Genomic DNA, 17236 nt, shown 5'->3' with positions numbered 1-17236 from the left:
GCTCATCGAGGACAGGTCCCGGCCGTCCTCGATGAGCGGCGCCGCTATGGCGTGGACTCGTTGGTGTCCAAGCTGTCGAGGCGGCTCTGCACTCGGCTGGCGTCCTCGTCACGGCCCTGCTGCCGATACAGCTCCACCGCCTCCCGCCACGCCGCACGGGCCTGGTCGCGGTCGCCGGAGGCGACGTGCGGGAATCCCAGGTTGTCCAAGGTGTTGGCGGCCTCGTAGGCGTTGCCGAGGTCGTGGAACAGGGTGAGGGCCTGCCGGTAGAAACTCACCGACTCCTGGTGGTCACCGCGGTGATGGGCGATGTAGCCGAGGCTGTCCAGGGTGTTCGCCTCAGCCTCGGGGTTGTGGTGGCGCCGGTTCAGCGTGAGGGCGGCCTGGCAGTGGTCGCGGGCCCGGTCGTACTGGCCCACCCGGGCGGCGTACCAGCCGACCGCGTTGAGCGCGTCGGCTTCCCACACCGGCTGGCCGACGACCCGGAACAGGTCCAGTGCCTGGGCGGCGTGGTCCAGTGCCTGCCGGGCGTCGTCCCGGGCCCAGGCCCGCGCGAGCACCCGGTGGGTGGCGGCCAACTGGAGAGGATCCTGGTGCACCTCCGCCAGCGCGAGTGCCTGGCGCAGCTGGCTGATCCCCTCCTCGTGGTGCCCGAGTTCGGCGTGGACCGCGCCCAGACGGCGGTGGGCGTAGATGCCGGGTACGGGTTCGGGCAGGTGCTCGGCGGCGTCCAGAGCGGGTTGCCACGTCGCGAGCTTGGCATGCCGATCTCCGCGCCAGTTGTGGAAAGTGTCCACGGTCCACGCCAGCTGCCACACGATGAGGTGCCACTTGTGGCGAGCAGCGGCGCGTTGCGCGGCCAGCAGCACGGAGTGTTCGGTGTCGAACCAGGCCACCGCCTCGGAAACGTCATGGAGTGGCTGGGGTTGGACGCCGTGGGCCGGCGGGCCGAGTCGGATCGGCGGACGGTGGGGATCCAGGAGTCGGTCGGCGGCATGGGCGGTGTGACTGTAGAAGGTGAGCACTCGCCGCAGCGCCGCATCCTGTGTCTGCTCGTCCACCTCTTCACGGGTGATGCTCACGGCATAGGCGCGCATCAGGTCGTGCATGGCGTACCGGTCGTTGGCGCGACGTTCGACCAGTGACGCCTCCACCAGATGGCGCAGGATCTCACGCATCCGCACCGGAGGCAGGCCGCACAGGGTGGCGGCGGCCGCGAGCCCGATGTCCGGGCCGGGGGCGATGCCCAGAAGTGCGAACGCCGTGCGCTGCTGGGCGGTCAGGCCGTGCAACGACCAGGACAGCACGGCCGGCAGGCTGATGGAGACGTCGGCGTCGTCGAGCGCGTCGATGCCGAAGGCCCGCAGATCGGTGGTGAAGTCGGCCAGTGGCAGGTGGGGGTGGGCCTGGGCCCGGCCGGCGATGACGCTCAGCGCGAGCGGATACCCGCCACAGAGCCGGATGAGCTCGGCCACCGCGTCCGGCTCGGCCGCGACGCGGTCGGTTCCCAGCCGTCCGGCAAGCAGGGCGTGGGCTTCGGCGCTGGACAGGACGTCCAGGTTCAGGCTGCCGGCGTTGTGCCGGACGACCAGCGGCGTGAGGATCTTGCGGCTCGTCACCAGCACGGTGCACGACGGTGTGCCGGGCAGCAGCGGGACGACCTGGTCCGCGGTGGCGGCGTTGTCCAGCACCACAAGGATTTTCTTGCCGGCGAGCTCACTGCGGTAGCGGGCGGTGTGCTCGGCCAGCCCGCCGAACACGCCCTTCGTGTCGACACCGAGGCCGTCGAGGAAACCCCGCAGCGCCGTCAGCGGATCGACCGGCTCGCCGTCCGGGCTGAATCCGCGGAGGTCGACGAACAGCTGCCCGTCGGGGAACCGCTCGGCGTGGGTGTGGGCCCAGTGCAGGCCGAGCCAGGTCTTGCCGATCCCGCCCGCCCCGGCCAGCCCGGAGATCAGCACGGTCGCCCCGTCCGCGGTGTCCAGGGCGCCGGTGAGCGTGTCGAGTTCGGCGTCGCGGCCGGTGAATCCCGTTGGCGCGGGCGGCAATTGGCGGGGCGTGATCTTCGACGTCGTGACCGGGGCGGCCAGCGCGTCGTCCGCGGTCAGAATGCTCTGGTGCAGTTGCTGGAGGGCGGGTTCCGGGGCGGCGCCGAGTTGTTCGGCCAGCTCCTCACGTACGCGCTGGTAGTGGTGAAGCGCGTCGGCCTGGCGGCCTGAGCGGTACAGCGCGAGCATGACCTGCCCGGCGAGGCGTTCGTCCAACGGGTGTTGCGCCGCCCGGGTGCTGAGCTCGGCGAGCAGTTCGGCATGCCGACCGCAGCGCAGCGCGGCATCAGCACGGTCGAGTTCCGCGGTTCGCCGCTCGGCCTCCAGCGCCGTTCGCACGGCCACGAACCACGGGCTGTCCAGTTCGGCGAGCGCCGTTCCCCGCCACAAGGCCAGCGCACGGTCGAACAGCACCAGCGCTTCGCTGTCGTCCGCGCACGAGCGGGCCTGCGTGACCAACTGGCGGAACCGGTGCACGTCGACCGCGGCCTCGTCGACCACGAGCCGGTATCCGGTGGAACTTCGTTGCAGGGACACATCCGACATCGAGGCGAGAATCGCCCGCAGGCGGGAGAGGTAGCTGTAGAGGGCGTCACGGCCGCGTTGGGGCAGGTGTTCACCCCAGACGTGGTCCAGGAACTGGTCGGCGGGCACCGGATGGTTGGCGTGGACCAGCAACACCGCCAACACACCGCGCTGCCGGGCCGGGCCGAGGTCGACGAGGTGACCGCTGTCGTGCGCCTCGACGCTGCCCAGCACGCGAAACTCCGTAGCCACCCGCAACCCCCATCGCCCCGCCCCGTGAATAGCAGAGCTGACCAGCGGTTTCAAGCTTCCGCGAAGGTTTCACCAGGATCGCGCGGCCATGGTGGGACCACAGCGAAGTCGACAAGTTCGGAGGTTTTCCGTGCGTCACAATCGTTTCGGCAGGTTCGCCGCCGTGGTCGCCCTGGCGGGCACCGCTCTGCTGGCCGCGGGCGCGACCGCCGAGGCCAGCCCGGCTGATCCAGTGCAGGCGTCCCCCTCGGCGGCGTCCGGCTGCCTCGTGCCCAAGCAGGGCTCCATCACGATCGCCGGCAGTGTCGCGATCGCCGTCTCCCACCTGGCGAACTGCGGCCCGGACTCCGTCATCCTGTCGCCGGGGCAGGACACCTACCACACCCTCGGCTGGAAGGAAGCGGCTGGCGCGTACATCGGCAGCGGGTTCACGGCTCACTGGTACGTGAAGGGGGTTTCGGGGCAGGGCTGCCACGTGAGCAACGGCGGCTGGGTGTTGAACCTGGACGGCGGCAACCTCGTCGTCTGGGCCGACAAGAGCGGTTGCTGAGTCGACCGCTCCCAGGGGGGACGGGGCCGGCCGGGCGTTCCCCGGTCGGCCCCGTGGTAAATGCGGCGACGTGGGCGATTGATGCCGTGACAATGGCCGGCGTGGAGAAGGTCGAGGTCGTCGTGGCCCATCAGGAGCGCACGACGCTGCGCGTGGGGGACGTGTTCCTGAAGGTGGACGCCGACCAGGCGCGGACGGATGTCGAGGTCGAGGCGATGGCGATAGCGCCGATCCCGACGCCGCAGGTGTTGTGGCGGAAGCCGCCGGTGTTGGCGCTGGCGGCCCTGCCGGGGACGGCGCTGGGGCGGCTGGGGGAGCCGTCGACAGCGTCGTCGAAGGCATGGGCGGCGGCGGGGGCGGCCGTGCGGACGCTGCATGAGGCGCCGCTGCCGCCGTGGCACAGCCGGGACTGCGACGAGATGGCGGCGGACCTTGTGAGCGAGTGTGAGTTGCTTGTGGCGAACGGGGTCCTGTCCGCAGGGTTGGTGACCCGCAACCGGGAGGTTGCCGAGGCGGCGCTCCGGCCCCGGACACCGGTGTTCACGCACGGAGACCTGCAGATCGCCCACGTCTTCGTGGACGGTGACGAGATCACCGGCGTGATCCGCGGCTGGTGGTCGCTGCGCAGCCTGCTGGCGATCCGCTGGCTGGTCGAGCACGGCTTCGACCCGTTCGCACCGGGCTGCGAGGTCGACGTGCTGAAAGCCCGGATGTGAGGCCCAGCGCCGGATCGTTACGGGAAAGAAGCGCGTTCCCCGAGTGGTGCTCGCGCGACCAGGACACGATCTTGGGCATGGCTGACAGCGGGTGGCGGTACTCCCTCCGGGCGGCGCTGGTGGGCGGCGGCCTGGCGGCGTTGTGGATCGCCTTCGCGTTCACGGCTTCGACAACGGTGTGCCGGAACTCGTGGACCTGCGCGATTGTGCTGATCTACGGGTACTGGGCCATGCCGGCGATCGGGGCGCTGGTGGCGTGGCCGGTGACGCGGTGGGCGGGCCTGCGGCCGGCGTGGCTGGTGGCGTTGCTCGGCTCGGGAATCGGGCTGGCGGGCCTGTTCGCCCGGGACTCGTTCGGGTTCCAGCCGACGTTGACGTCGCCGTGGCTGGTGCCGATCGAGGCGATCGGGTTCGTGGTGGCGGCGTGGGTGGTCGTCACCAGGATTCCGTTGGTGTGGCGGGCTTTGCTGCTGGTGCTCGTGTTGCTGCCGCTGCCGGTCGCCGAGCTGACCGCCGGAATCCGGGCCAACAGCGCCAAACAGGACACGTTGGCCCAGGCCGGTGTTCCGCTGTACGGCCCGGACGTCCCGGCCGGCTACCAGATTCGGTTCGCGGGGAACATCGGCTACGGGGAGCACAAGTTCTTCTACAGCATCGAGCCCACCGCGATCGGGACCAAGCCGGATCCCAATACCGAGGACGAGACCTCGGTCCGGGTCACCGTCGCCGCGGTGTCGCCCAGCTTCGCGCCACCGGACCACTGCACGTTCACGGGTTCCATCGCCGAAGGCGATCGCGTGCCGCCGTGTCCCTCGGTCGGCACCGACATGTGGCGCTGGAACAGCAAGGACGGCAGTTACGTCAGCTACTTCGTCCGTCGGGACGGCGTCGGCGTGGAAATCGAGCGGCACAGCGACAAGGTGCCCGAGGACATCCTGCGCGGCATCGCCCGGACGCTGGCCGTGCGAGACCCGTCCTACTTCACCGGCGGCTGAGTCAGGCGGGTACGCAGAGCGGTGAGGTCGGTGTCGGACAGGCCGTTGTCGAGCAGGAAGTCCGGCATCCGCAACGTGGCGATCGTCGAGGTCAGCGATTCCTCGAACGTCGTTCCGTGGGCGGTGAGGAGTTCGGTCACCGCGCCGAGCTGGTCACGGACGCCCATTTCCTCGAACCTCGGCTTCATTCGCTCGTACGTCAGCAGGTAGTCGGCGATGATCTCGTCCGGCGTCGCCTCGGCCAGCGTGAGCAGCACCAGCGACAGCAGCCCGGTCCTGTCCTTGCCGGTGGCGCAATGGAACACCACACATCCCGGCGCGGCGTTGGCGATGGCCCGCACGGCACCGACGACCAGCTCGGGGAATTCGGCCAGCAGCCCCGGGTAGTGCAGCGGCGAGGACAGGTAGTCGGTCTTGCACCAGTGCTCGTAGAACGGCGTGCCGACGGGATCCAGCGGGGTGTTCAGGGTGGTCAGCCCCGCTGGCCTCGGCACGTGGTCCGGCTCGGGCTCGTCGGGATTGCGCAGGTCGATCACAGTGCGAACGCCGTAGTCCCACACCGCCGACCATCCCGCCTCGCTCAACCGCGTCGGTGCCTCCATCCGCACCACCGCGCCCGGCCGGAGCCGCCCCATCCCGCCGAGGTCACGGGCGTTGACGCAGCCGTCCCAAGAAAGCTCCATGATCACAGGACGTGTCAGCGGCACCGGAGTTCACTCGGATATTTCGGTTGACCGGGTTTGGGAACCCGTTGGCAGGTGGGAGAAGTGGTCTCCTGAGACTCCCACAGCCAAAATCGTTGTGAGTCGCGGTTGTCCCCGGGGCACGATGGCGCTGTGGACTCGGGTGTGGCCTGGCGGATGGATGTGGCACGGCGCGTGGCCGATGCCTATGGCGTGAAAGACAATCTGGCCGCCGTCACGGTCGCGGGATCGGTGGGCGCGGGGCTGGCCGACCGGTGGTCGGACCTGGAGCTGGACTGCTACTGGCGGCAGCCGCCCACCGACGCCGACCGTCGCGGCCCGATCGAACGGCTCGGGGTGGACCTGGAGACGTTCTGGGACTACGACCCCGACGACCAGGAGTGGAGCGAGGACTACCGCCTGGGCGGCCTGGGGGTAACAGTCAGCAACTTCACCGTCGACGTAGTGGACGGGATCCTCGACGTGGTCGTCGGGCAGGCCAGCACGGATCCGTTGGCACATATGAGGGTCGCGGCGATCCAGCGCTGCCAGCCGCTGCGAGGCGGCGATCTCGTGCAGGCGTGGCGGATGCGAGCCGACAAGTACCCTGACCGCCTGGTCGCGGCGATGGTCGAGAAGTCGCTGACGCCGGGTGTGCTGGCGGGTTGGCCGGCGCGGGAAGCGTTGGTGGAACGGGGTGACACCATCGCCGTGCACGCGTTGCTGGGCCGGATCGAGCAGGCGGTGTTCGCGGCGGTGTCGGCGTTGAACCGGATCTACCAGCCGCACCGGCTCGGCAAGTGGCAGCGCCACCACATGGCCCGATTCACCATTGCCCCCAACGAATTCGCGCGGCGGCTGGACGACCTCGGGCAAGGGCCGCACCACGAACGGCTCGCGACCGCCGAAGCGTTGCTGGCCGAGACCGTCACGCTGGTGGGGGAGCACTCTGCGGCCGACCTGACGGCGCTGTCCGATGTGCTCGGCCAGCGACGCAAGCCGGTGCCGTTGTCGCTGGGGGACAACGGCAAGCGCGGTCGTTGACGGCCCAGCCCTATGGATGGTCGGACCATCCCTGCTTGTCTCTTTACTGACCGGTAACACGTTCGGTTCAGTCGGGAGGATGACTCGATGACGAGTCCGCGGATGGGCGACAACAGCTTGAGCCGCCGGAGTCTGCTGGCCGCGGGCGGCGGGGTCGCGGCCGGCACGGCGATGGGGATGCTCGGCCTGGGCGGGGTTTCCGCGGCGGCGACGGCGGCGGACGACGCGGACGCGATTGTGGTCGGCCATGGCCTGGCCGGCCTGGTGGCGACCTCGGAGCTGGTGGCTGCCGGCCGGCGGGTGCTGCTGCTGGACCAGGAGCCGCAGGCCAGCCTCGGCGGGCAGGCGTTCTGGTCGCTGGGCGGCCTGTTCTTCGTCGACTCTCCCGAGCAGCGCACGGCCGGCATCAAGGACTCGGTCGACCTGGCCCGGGCCGACTGGTTCAACACCGCGGGCTTCGACCGCGGGGTGGACGACCCGCTGGGCGAGGACTACTGGGCCTCCCGCTGGGCCGACGCCTACGTGCACTTCGCCGCCGGCGAGAAGCGGGCCTGGCTGTCGAGCCTGGGCGTGACGTGGGTGCCGATCGTCGGCTGGGCCGAGCGTGGCGGCGTGTCGGCCTCCGGCCCGGGGAACTCGGTGCCGCGCTTCCACCTGACCCTGGGCACCGGCCCCGGCGTGATGGAGCCGTTCGCGAAACTCGTCACCGACGCGGCGGCCGCGGGCAAGGTGACCTTCGCGTTCCGACACCAGGTCGACGGCATCATCACCACCAACGGCGCGGTGACCGGCGTGCACGGCAGTGTGCTGGAGCCCAGCAGCGCGGCCCGCGGCACCCCCAGCTCCCGCACCAAGATCGGCGACTTCGAGCTGCACGCGCCGATCGTGGTCGTCACCTCCGGCGGCATCGGCGGCAACCAGAACCTGGTGCGGGCCAACTGGCCGGCCCGCCTCGGCCGCCCGCCGGCCCACATGATCACCGGCGTGCCGGCCCACGTGGACGGCCGCATGCTGGCCATCAGTCAGGCGGCCGGGGCCCGGCTGGTCAACCCCGACCGGATGTGGCACTACACCGAGGGTCTGACCAACTTCGCCCCGATCTGGCCCAACCACGGCATCCGGGTGCTGGCCGCGCCGTCCTCGCTGTGGTTCGACGCCAACGGCCGGCGGCTGCCCAACCCGGGCGTGCCCAGCTACGACACCCTCGGCACGCTGGAGCTGATCGGCCGCTCCGGCTACGACTACACGTGGTTCGTGCTCAACAAGAAGATCATCGACAAGGAGTTCATCCTCTCCGGCTCCGAGCAGAACCCCGAGCTCACCCGCAAGGATCTGCTCGGCTACCTGGCCATGCGGATCCTCAACAGCACGCCGCCGCCGGTGAAGGCGTTCATGGACAAGGGCCAGGACTTCGTCATCGCCGACACGCTGCCCGACCTCGTCGCCGGTATGAACCGGCTCACCGGCACGAACCTGGTGGACCTCAACCAGATGCAGGCCCAGATGTCCATTCGGGACGCTCAGGTCGACAACCCGTTCACCAAGGACAGCCAGGTGATGGGCGTGCGCAACTCGTTGGCCTACAGCGGCGACAGCCTGGCCCGCACCGCCCCGCTGCACAAGATCCTCGACCCGTCGGCCGGCCCGCTGATCGCCATCCGGATGAACATCCTCACCCGCAAGACCCTCGGCGGCCTCCAGACCGACCTGTCCGGACGGGTGCTCGGCGCCAACGGCCAGCCCATCACCGGCCTCTACGCCGCGGGCGAGGTCGCCGGCTTCGGCGGCGGTGGCGTGCACGGCTACCGCGCGCTGGAGGGTACGTTCCTCGGCGGCTGCCTGTTCTCCGGCCGGACGGCCGGTCGCGCCGCCGCAGCGGAGAGCGCCTGACCCCTCGCGGGCTGACGAGTCGGCGGCGGCTCGTCAGCCCGCGAGGCCGTTGATCATCATGCCCAGGGTGAAGTCGAAGCGGTCGTGGCCGTCGCCGGCGGTGAGCTCGGCGGCGTGGGCGACGGTGTGCGGGAAGGTCGCCACCGGCAGAGCGGTGAGGCGGCCCCGGAGTTCGTCGCGGTCGACGACCCAAGGGGCGTCGGCGCTGGTCCCACGCTGGTGCCGGATGGACGTCTCCAGGCAGTACGCGGCGACATAGAGCAGCAGGGCGTCGATGGCCCAGGCAGCGGCCTGCGGGGCCACGCCGCCGGCCACCATGATCGCCAGCATGCCCTCGCTGACCCGCAGGACCTCGAGGTCGGTGGGGGCCAGGGCGAGCGCCGCCCGGGAGACGCCGGGGTACTTCAGGTACTGGTCGCGGATCTGCCCGCACACGCCGCGGATCTGCTCCCGCCAGGCCGCCGGCTCGGGTTCGGGCAGCACGAGCTCGCTGCACAGCCGGCCGATCAGCAACTCGTCGAGATCGGCCTTGTCGACCACGTGGGCGTAGAGCGAGGCCGGCCCGGTGTCCAGCGCCGTGGCCAGCCGGCGCATGGTCAGCGCCTCGTAGCCCTCGGCGGCGATGAGGCCCAGCGCGGTGTCGACGATCTGCGCCGGTGTGAACACGGTCTTGCGCCGCCGCCGGGTGGCGGCCTCGGTCTCGGGGTTCGGCGGCTGGTGGCGCGCGGCGCGTCGCTCTCTCGGGTTCACCCGCACAGCCTAGCTTGACAGGAACGATGTTCGTAACTAGAACAGTGTTCGTGATTCAAGACGCGAACGTGACCGTGGTCGGCGCCGGGCCGGTGGGCCTGGCCCTGGCCGCCGAGCTCGCCCTGGCCGGAGTGTCCGTGCAGGTGCTGGAGCGACTGCCCGAGCCGGACCGGGCCATGAAGGCCCAGTCGATCAACATGACCACCGCCGGGGCGCTCGACCGCCGCGGCCTGCTGCCGGCGGCCGAGAAGGTGCAGCGGGAGACGCTGGGCCGGATGGGGCCGGTCGTCGAGGGCAAGTCGCCGTCGGACACCCGGATCACCGGGCATTTCGCCGGCATGGCCGTCGACGCCGACCTGGTCGACTGGGACGACCCTGACTTCGTCGCGCACACCGCGGCCGCCGGCGCGCGAGTGGTGCCGCAGCCCGAGTTGGTGGCGCTGCTGACCGAACACGTGACGCGGCTCGGCGTGCCGGTGCACCGCGGCGTGGAGGTCACCTCGCTGGAGGACACCGGCGACGGTGTGCTCATCGGCACCACCGCCGGCTCGGTGCGCACCGACTGGCTCGTCGGGTGCGACGGCGGGCACAGCGCCGTGCGCCGCCTCGCGGGCATCGAGTTTCCCGGCGAAGCCCCGGAGCTCACCGGTATTCAGGCGGTCGTCGACACCGCCGGCGACTTGCCGCTGACGAACGGCTGGACCTGGACACCCCGGGGGACTTACCGCTACGGGCCGCAGCCGGGCCGGGTGGCCATCGTCGAGTTCGACCACCCGCCGGCCGACCGCTCGACGCCGATCACCCTGGACGAGGTGCAGACCAGGCTGCGCCGGGTCACCGGCCTCGACATCACGCTGACCGCGCTGCGCGGCACGCCGACCCGCTGGACCGACAACACCCGCCAGGCCGCGAGCTACCGCAAGGGGCGCGTGCTGCTGGCCGGCGACGCCGCCCACGTGCACCCGCCGTTCGGCGGCCAGGGCCTCAACCTCGGCTACGGCGACGCGGTCAACCTCGGGTGGAAGCTCGGCGCCGTGATCGCCGGGTGGGCGCCCGAGGGTCTGCTCGACACGTATGACGCCGAGCGGCGGCCCATCGGCCAGTGGGTCCTGGACTGGACGCGAGGCCAGATCGGCGTGCTGCGTCCGGACGTCAAGTCGGGCGCGCTGCGGGAGATCGTGGCCGATCTGCTGGGCACCCGGGACGGCGCGACCTACGCGGTCAAGCAGCTCGCCGGGGTCACCCAGCGCGTCGACCTGCCCGGCAACCATCCGCTGGTCGGCCGGTACGTGCCCGATCTGTGGCTGCGCGACGGCTCCCGCCTGGTCGACCACGGCCACAGCGGCGGATTCCTGCTGCTCGACCGCACTCCCGACGGCGCGTTCGCGCGTATCGCCGAGCCGTGGGCCGGGCGGGTCACGACCGTGACCGACGAGCCCGCGACGCCCGCCGGTGTGCTGGTGCGCCCGGATGGCGTCGTGGTCTGGGCCACCGACTCGACCGACATCGCCGGTCTTGAGGACACCCTGCGCCGCTGGGCCGGAATCTAGTTCGACCGTCCGAGCAGGCGGATGCCGTTGAGGATGAGGTCGATGCCGGCCAGGAACTGCTCGCGGTCGTCGTGGTCGCGCAGCTGGCCGGCGACCTCGCGGGTGAACGGGAACTCGTCGGGATCGAGGCTGGCCCACAGCGCCGAGACGTCGGCGAGGAAATCGGCCCGGCTGGTGCCGGGCGAGACGCTGCGGGCGTTGGCGGCGTTGAGGCCGCCGACGCCGAGGATGTAGTTGGTCACGGCGGACGTGGCGGCGAACTCGGTGCCCGCGGGCACACCGAGAGCCTTGACCTGCCGGCCGATGCTCTCGAACAGCCGCAGCATGGCCGGCTGGGTCGAATTGGTGGACAGCTGCGTGCCGATCCAGGGGTGCACGTCGATGGCGTCGAACACGGCCAGCGACACCGCCCGCACGTCCGCGGCGACCTCGGCCGCCAGCGCCGGGGCCAGCACCGCGTCGGTCGCCGCGGCCAGCAGCTCGCCCTTGTTGGCCACGTGGTTGTAGATCGCGCCGGGCCCGGTCCGCAGGCTCTCGGCCAGCCGCCGGAAGGTCAGCCCGCTCTCACCGGCCACGTCGAGCAGCGCCACCGCCGCCTCGACGATCCGCTCCCGGGACAGGGCGTCGGCCCGCCGCTCGATGTGACGTGTCATGCCCTCATCTTGACACGCCTGGAACGCTGTTCCAAACTGGCTTGGAACAGCGTTCCAAAGAGAGGTGATCACCATGACCGCACCAGTCACGATCGTCGGCGCCGGGCTCGGCGGCCTGACGCTCGCCCGCGTCCTGCACGTCCACGGCATCCCCGTCACCGTCTACGAGGGCGAGGCCTCGCCGACCGCCCGCGCCCAGGGCGGAATGCTCGACATCCACGAGGCGGACGGGCAGGTCGCCCTCAGGGCCGCCGGCCTGTACGACGAATTCCTCGGCCTCATCCACGAGGGTGGTGAGGCGACCCGGGTGCTCGACATGCACGGGACCGTCCTGTACGACGAGCCCGACGACGGCGAAGGCCGGCGGCCCGAGGTGCCCCGCGGCCGGCTTCGGCAGCTCCTGCTCGACTCCCTGCCCGCCGGCACCGTCCACTGGGGACACAAGATCACCGGGGTGCGCGCCCTCGACCCCGGCCAACACGAGCTCACCTTCGCCGACGGCTCAACCGTCACGACCGGTCTGCTGGTCGGCGCGGACGGCGCGTGGTCGAAGGTCCGTGCCCTGGTGTCCGCGGCCAAGCCCGAGTACACCGGCACCACGTACGTCGAGATGTACCTGCACGACAGCGACGAGCGGCATCCCGCGAGCGCCCAGGCGGTCGGTGGCGGCGGCATGTTCGCGCTCGCCCCTGGCAAGGGCATCACCGCGCACCGGGAGCCGGCCGGTGTTCTGCACGCCTACGTCCAGATCATCAAGCCCCTGGAATGGCTCGACGGCATCGACTTCACTGACCCCGCCGCGGCCGCCGCCCAGATCGTCACCGAGTTCGACGGCTGGGCCCCGGAGCTCACCGCCCTCATCACCGCCACCGACACCCCGCCCGTGCCGCGGCCCATCCACACCCTGCCCGCCGGCCACCGCTGGGACCGTGTCCCCGGCGTCACCCTGGTCGGCGACGCCGCCCACCTGATCGCGCCCTCCGGCGAAGGCGCCAACATCGCCATGCTCGACGGCGCCGAACTCGCCCTCGCCCTCGCCGCCCACCCCGACGACGTCGAAGCCGCCCTGACCGCCTACGAGACCGCCCTGTTCCTCCGTACCGCCGGCGCCGCCGCCGACGCCGTGGAGCTGAACGTGATCATGTTCGGCGACAGTTCCCCGCACAGCCTGGTCGAGATGTTCACGGCGTAGCGGCGGTCAGCGCTCCGGGCGGGCCGCGACCTGGATCAGGGTCTGCTGGCCGGCGGCGACCATGGTCCGCTGGTCGCCGTCGACGGCGTACACGTCGAGCCGGGTGACGGTCAGGGTGCGGCCGGGCTTGAGCACGGTGCCGACGGCCTCCAGGTGGTCGCCCAGCGCCGGGGCCAGGAGGTTCATCGTGAACTCGACGGTGAGGACCGAGGTGTCCTCGGGGAACAGGGTGTAGGCGGCGTAGCCGCCGGCCGAGTCGGCGATGGCGCTGGTGGCGCCGGCGTGGAAGTAGCCGTTCTGCTGGGTCACTTCGGGCCGGGCCGGCAGCAGGATGTGCACCAGCCCCGGCGCGACGGTCCCGAGTCGGGCCCCGAGGTGGGTCATCAGGCCCTGGCGGTCGAAACTGGCCCGCACCCGGGCCAGGGCGTCGAAGGAGGTCACGGGGCGACGGTATCCCGGTGCGTAAGGTGCGAAGGGCACGGGATGCCAGAGGGGGAGCCTTGCCGAAGCTGAGCCAGAAGATCGTCGTGCCCGTCGTGTACGTCGCCGCGGTGTTCATGTCGATCCTGGACAGCACAGTGGTGAACGTGACGCTGCCGGTGATCGCCCGCCGCTTCGACGTGCAGCCGGAGCAGGGCCACGCGGTAGTCATCGGCTATCTGCTGAGCCTGGCGGTGTTCATGCCGGCCTCGGGCTGGCTGGCCGAGCGGTTCGGCGTGAAGCGGGTGTTCCTCACGGCGCTGGCGCTGTTCGTGGCGGCCTCCGGGCTGTGCGGGCTGGCCATGAGCCTGCCGGAGCTGGTGGTGTTCCGGGTGGTGCAGGGCGCGGGCGGTGGCCTGTTGGTGCCGGTGGGCATGACGATGGTGCTGCGCACGTTCGCGCCGGTGGAGCGGCCGCGGGCGACCCGGCTGATGAACCTGGTCACGATCCTCGCGCCGGCGTCCGGACCGGTGCTCGGCGGCCTGCTCACGGTCCGGCTGTCCTGGCGGTACGTGTTCCTGGTGAACCTCCCGATCGGGGCATTGGCGTTCCTGTTCGGGCTGCTGTTCCTGCACCAGACGTCCGACGTCGTGGCGCGGCGCTTCGACGTGAAGGGCTTCCTGTTGTCGGGCTTCGGTTTCGCCGCGGCCGTGTACTCGCTGAGCGAGGGGCCGGACCGGGGGTGGACGCAGCCGGACGTGATTGTCACCGGGCTGCTTGGCGTGGCTCTGCTGACCACTTTGGTCCGGGTCGAGCTGCGCGTCCCGGGGCCGCTGCTGAACCTGCGATTAGTGGGCCGCAACCGGCCGTTCCGGACGCACAGCGTGGTGACGATCCTGAACTCCGGCGCGTTCCTCGGTGTGCTCTATCTGATGCCGCAGTTCCTGCAGACGGTCCGTGGCTTCGACCCGCTGGAATCGGGACTGACCACCTTTCCGGAGGCGCTCGGAGTGGTGCTGTGCATGCAGCTTGTGGCGCGGATCTATCCGCGGGTCGGCCCGCGCCGGTTGCAGCTGCCCGGTCTGCTGGGGCTGGCTGTGATCATCTGCGGCATGGCGCTGATCGGCCTCGACACGCCGCGCTGGCAGATCATCGCGCTGATGTTCGCGGCCGGCGTGAGCGTGGGCTTCGTGTTCCTGCCGACCCAGACCGCCGCGTTCGCCACCGTGCCGGCCGAGGAGCTGGGCCAGGCCTCGGCGCTGTACAACGTCGGCCGGCAGCTCGGCTCGGCCGGCGGGGTGGCCGGCCTGAGCACCGTGGTCGCCGCCCTCGGCTCCGACGGCGATGGGCCCGGGCTGATCGCCTACCACGCCGGCTTCTTCACCGCCGCCACCCTCGCCCTGCTGGCCGCCGCCGTCGCCATCACCACCCGGGACGCCGACGCCGCGCCCACCATGCGGCCTCGTGAGCGTGTCGCCGACCGCGGTTAGCTCTCACCTCCTACACTGGGGCTTCAGTGTCGATTGAAGTCGATCGAGGGGCAGGTCATGGCGACGCAGAGCCAGCTGTCGGCGTGGATCGAGCGCATGGCCGCGCACTTCGTGCCCGAGGGCATTCCCCTGATCGGCGGCCGCATCCTGGCCTACCTGCTGGTGTGCGACCCGGTGGAGCGCACCGCCGCCGAGCTGTCCGAGGAGCTGGAGGCCAGTAGCGGCTCGGTCAGCACCAACGTCCGGCTGCTGATGAACCTCGGCGTCGTCACCAAGACCACCCGCCGCGGCCGTCAGGCGGCCGAGTACAAGCTCAACGAGCAGGGCTGGAACGACATGATCGACCGCCGCCTCCGGGCCCTCGCCGCCACCCGCGAGCTCACCGCCGCCGGCCTGCGCCTGCTCAGTGGCGACCCCCAGCGCGCCCAACGCCTGCGCAACATCGACGAGATGTACGGCTGGCTCGCCGACGAGCTCCCGGCGGTCTGGGAGCGCCGCCCCGCCCCGCCGCGCTGACCAGCCCGAAGTCGCCGTATCACCCCAGGCGTGCCTTGCCCTGCTTGGTCACGCCGGTCAACCCTGCCCTCATCCCCAGATATTTGGCTGCGAAAAAGTTTTGGCGGCTCCAAAAATTCTCGCGTAGGGTGAGGGCATGGCCGGGCTTCGGGAGCGGAAGAAGGCGCAGACGCGGCAGCACATCGCTGACACGGCGGCGCGGTTGTTCGGGGAACACGGGTATGACCGGGTGTCGGTGGTGGACGTGGCCCAAGCGGCCTGCGTGTCGGACCAGACCGTCTACAACTACTTCCCGGCCAAGCAGGACCTCGTTCTGGACCGGGCCGACGAGTATCGCGAGCGGTATCGGCGCACGGTGGTGGAGCGGCCGAGCGGGATGAGCCCGGCGGCGGCCCTGAGGGCCCTGGCCCGGGAACACCTGGAGCGGCACCGGGGCACGGATCTGGCGGAGGCGCGCGGGGCGCTGCCGGCGATGTGCGTCAGCAGCCCGACCATTCGCCGCTTCGCCCTGGAAATGTGTGACGAGCACGCCGAAGTGATCGCCGCCGCGATCACGGAGACCTGCCCCGGCCTGCATCCCGCGGTGGCCCGGGCCCGCGCGGCGGCGCTCATGTCAGCGTTCCAGATGATCACCGATCACCTCGGCCGCAGTGTGCTGGCGGGGGAGCCGCCGGCGAAGACGGCCGACGAGCTGGCGCCCGCGGTGGAGGCCGTCTTCGACGATCTCGACCGGCAGTTCCAGGGCGACTAGCCGATCAAACCCGTTGCCGCGCCGGCCCGACGCCGGGGCGCGCTGCGGCCTGCCCAAAAAACGTGCCCGTCAAAGGAGAACCATGTCCGTCACGATCATCGGCGCCGGGCTCGGCGGCCTCACGCTGGCCCGAGTCCTGCACGTCCACGGCATCCCGGCCACGGTCTACGAAGCCGAGGCCTCGCCGACCGCCCGCGCCCAGGGCGGCATGCTCGACATCCACGACTACAACGGCCAGCTCGCGGTCGAGGCGGCCGGCCTGATGGACGAGTTCCGCGGCCTCATCCTGGAGGGCCGCCAGGCCATGAGGGTCCTCGATCCGAACGGGACGGTCCTGTTCGAGAAGGCCGACGACGGCACCGGCGGCCGTCCCGAGGTGCAGCGCGCCGACCTGCGGCAGATGCTGCTCGACTCCCTCCCCGCCGGCATGGTGCGGTGGGGCCGCAAGATCGACAGTGCCCGCACCCTCGACGACGGCCGCCACGAGGTGACCTTCGAGGACGGCACGGCGGTCGTCGCGGACCTGCTGGTCGGCGCGGACGGCGCCTGGTCACGGGTGCGGCCGCTGCTGACTGCCGCCACGCCGGAGTACACCGGCACGGCGTTCGTGGAGATTTACCTGCACGAGGCCGAGACCCGGAACCCGACCGCCGCGAAGACGGTCGGCGGTGGCTCGATGATCACGCCGGCCAAGGACCTGGAGATCCACGCCCACCGGGAGAGCGGCGACACCCTGCACACCTACGTGGTGCTGGCGCGGTCGCTGGAGTGGTTCGCGGCCATCGACTTCACCGACGCCGCCGCGACCGTCGCCCGGATCGCCCAGGAGTTCGACGGCTGGGCGCCGGAACTCCTGACGCTGATCACCGACGGCGACACCGCGCCCGTGCTGCGTCCACACTACGCGCTGCCGATCGGGCACCGGTGGGACCGTGTGCCGGGGGTGACCCTGGTCGGCGACGCCGCGCACCTCTCGGCCCCGAACGGCGAAGGGGCCAACCTGGCCATGCTCGACGGCGCGGAGCTGGGCCGGGCCATCGCCGCGAAGCCGGACGACGTCGAAGCCGCGCTGGCCGGGTACGAGGCGGAGATGTTCCCCCGTGCCGAGGAGATCGCCGCCCGCACCAAGGAGGCCGCGGACCTCACCCTCCAAGACATGATCGACTTCTTCAACCAGCCCCAGTGACCCCGCGAGTCCCGCTCTCAGGCAG

At 71.1% G+C, this 17236-nt stretch carries 16 protein-coding genes; 11 read left to right on the top strand and 5 right to left on the bottom strand.

What is annotated here, in order from left to right; genetic code table 11:
* Nucleotides 1-44: 44 nt before the first annotated feature.
* The gene (locus JJ691_RS19970; RefSeq protein ID WP_211770253.1) at nt 45-2825 is read right to left on the bottom strand and encodes an AfsR/SARP family transcriptional regulator; all 2781 of its coding nucleotides are present in this window, start codon (nt 2823-2825) and stop codon (nt 45-47) included.
* Between the two features lie 130 nt (nt 2826-2955).
* Here JJ691_RS19970 and JJ691_RS19965 point away from each other — a divergent pair, with 130 nt between their 5' ends.
* The 3 genes from JJ691_RS19965 (at nt 2956) to JJ691_RS19955 (ending at nt 5086) form a co-directional block, all read left to right on the top strand.
* Nucleotides 2956-3375 carry a hypothetical protein gene (locus JJ691_RS19965; protein ID WP_211770252.1) on the top strand — a complete coding sequence of 140 codons (420 nt, stop codon included), beginning with the start codon at nt 2956-2958 and terminating at the stop codon, nt 3373-3375.
* A 92-nt stretch (nt 3376-3467) separates the two neighbouring features.
* On the top strand, nt 3468-4091 hold the full coding sequence (locus JJ691_RS19960) for a phosphotransferase (RefSeq protein ID WP_211771593.1): 624 nt from the start codon (nt 3468-3470) through the stop codon (nt 4089-4091).
* A 77-nt stretch (nt 4092-4168) separates the two neighbouring features.
* On the top strand, nt 4169-5086 hold the full coding sequence (locus tag JJ691_RS19955; protein WP_211770251.1) for a hypothetical protein: 918 nt from the start codon (nt 4169-4171) through the stop codon (nt 5084-5086).
* On the opposite strand, the gene JJ691_RS19950 is transcribed toward JJ691_RS19955, so the two are convergent.
* Entirely contained in the window at nt 5068-5769 is a 702-nt protein-coding gene (locus tag JJ691_RS19950; protein ID WP_211770250.1) for a tyrosine-protein phosphatase, read from the bottom strand. The genes JJ691_RS19955 and JJ691_RS19950 overlap by 19 nt on opposite strands.
* A 153-nt stretch (nt 5770-5922) precedes the next feature.
* Here JJ691_RS19950 and JJ691_RS19945 point away from each other — a divergent pair, with 153 nt between their 5' ends.
* Nucleotides 5923-6813 carry a hypothetical protein gene (locus JJ691_RS19945; protein WP_211770249.1) on the top strand — a complete coding sequence of 297 codons (891 nt, stop codon included), beginning with the start codon at nt 5923-5925 and terminating at the stop codon, nt 6811-6813.
* A gap of 171 nt (nt 6814-6984) precedes the next feature.
* A complete protein-coding gene (locus JJ691_RS19940) occupies nt 6985-8703 on the top strand; it encodes an FAD-binding dehydrogenase (protein WP_211771592.1) in 1719 nt (572 codons plus the stop codon).
* A gap of 33 nt (nt 8704-8736) precedes the next feature.
* On the opposite strand, the gene JJ691_RS19935 is transcribed toward JJ691_RS19940, so the two are convergent.
* Nucleotides 8737-9453 carry a TetR/AcrR family transcriptional regulator gene (locus JJ691_RS19935; RefSeq protein ID WP_306291377.1) on the bottom strand — a complete coding sequence of 239 codons (717 nt, stop codon included), beginning with the start codon at nt 9451-9453 and terminating at the stop codon, nt 8737-8739.
* A gap of 50 nt (nt 9454-9503) precedes the next feature.
* Between JJ691_RS19935 and JJ691_RS19930 the strand changes: the two genes are divergently transcribed.
* The gene (locus JJ691_RS19930) at nt 9504-11003 is read left to right on the top strand and encodes an FAD-dependent oxidoreductase (RefSeq protein WP_249228053.1); all 1500 of its coding nucleotides are present in this window, start codon (nt 9504-9506) and stop codon (nt 11001-11003) included.
* Here JJ691_RS19930 and JJ691_RS19925 read toward each other — a convergent pair.
* The gene (locus JJ691_RS19925) at nt 11000-11656 is read right to left on the bottom strand and encodes a TetR/AcrR family transcriptional regulator (protein WP_211770246.1); all 657 of its coding nucleotides are present in this window, start codon (nt 11654-11656) and stop codon (nt 11000-11002) included. The genes JJ691_RS19930 and JJ691_RS19925 overlap by 4 nt on opposite strands.
* Nucleotides 11657-11729: 73 nt before the next feature.
* Between JJ691_RS19925 and JJ691_RS19920 the strand changes: the two genes are divergently transcribed.
* Nucleotides 11730-12848, top strand: a complete 1119-nt coding sequence (locus JJ691_RS19920; RefSeq protein WP_211770245.1) for an FAD-dependent oxidoreductase — start codon at nt 11730-11732, stop codon at nt 12846-12848.
* A gap of 6 nt (nt 12849-12854) precedes the next feature.
* Here JJ691_RS19920 and JJ691_RS19915 read toward each other — a convergent pair whose 3' ends face one another.
* Complete coding sequence (locus JJ691_RS19915) at nt 12855-13289, bottom strand: PaaI family thioesterase (RefSeq protein WP_211770244.1); 435 nt, start codon at nt 13287-13289, stop codon at nt 12855-12857.
* A 59-nt stretch (nt 13290-13348) separates the two neighbouring features.
* Between JJ691_RS19915 and JJ691_RS19910 the strand changes: the two genes are divergently transcribed.
* The 4 genes from JJ691_RS19910 to JJ691_RS19895 all read left to right on the top strand — a co-directional run bounded on the left by JJ691_RS19910 (nt 13349) and on the right by JJ691_RS19895 (nt 17211).
* Nucleotides 13349-14758, top strand: coding sequence for an MDR family MFS transporter (locus JJ691_RS19910; protein ID WP_211770243.1), 1410 nt, complete (start codon nt 13349-13351; stop codon nt 14756-14758).
* Between the two features lie 57 nt (nt 14759-14815).
* On the top strand, nt 14816-15274 hold the full coding sequence (locus tag JJ691_RS19905; RefSeq protein ID WP_211770242.1) for a GbsR/MarR family transcriptional regulator: 459 nt from the start codon (nt 14816-14818) through the stop codon (nt 15272-15274).
* 136 nt (nt 15275-15410) lie between these two features.
* Nucleotides 15411-16025, top strand: a complete 615-nt coding sequence (locus JJ691_RS19900; protein WP_211770241.1) for a TetR/AcrR family transcriptional regulator — start codon at nt 15411-15413, stop codon at nt 16023-16025.
* An 82-nt stretch (nt 16026-16107) separates the two neighbouring features.
* On the top strand, nt 16108-17211 hold the full coding sequence (locus JJ691_RS19895; protein ID WP_211770240.1) for an FAD-dependent oxidoreductase: 1104 nt from the start codon (nt 16108-16110) through the stop codon (nt 17209-17211).
* Nucleotides 17212-17236: the final 25 nt, after the last annotated feature.

Origin of the sequence: Kutzneria sp. CA-103260, from assembly GCF_018263855.1 — a bacterium.
Lineage (GTDB): Bacteria > Actinomycetota > Actinomycetes > Mycobacteriales > Pseudonocardiaceae > Kutzneria.
Note: the sequence above shows the minus strand (reverse complement) of the source record. Positions and strands in the feature narration are given on the sequence as shown.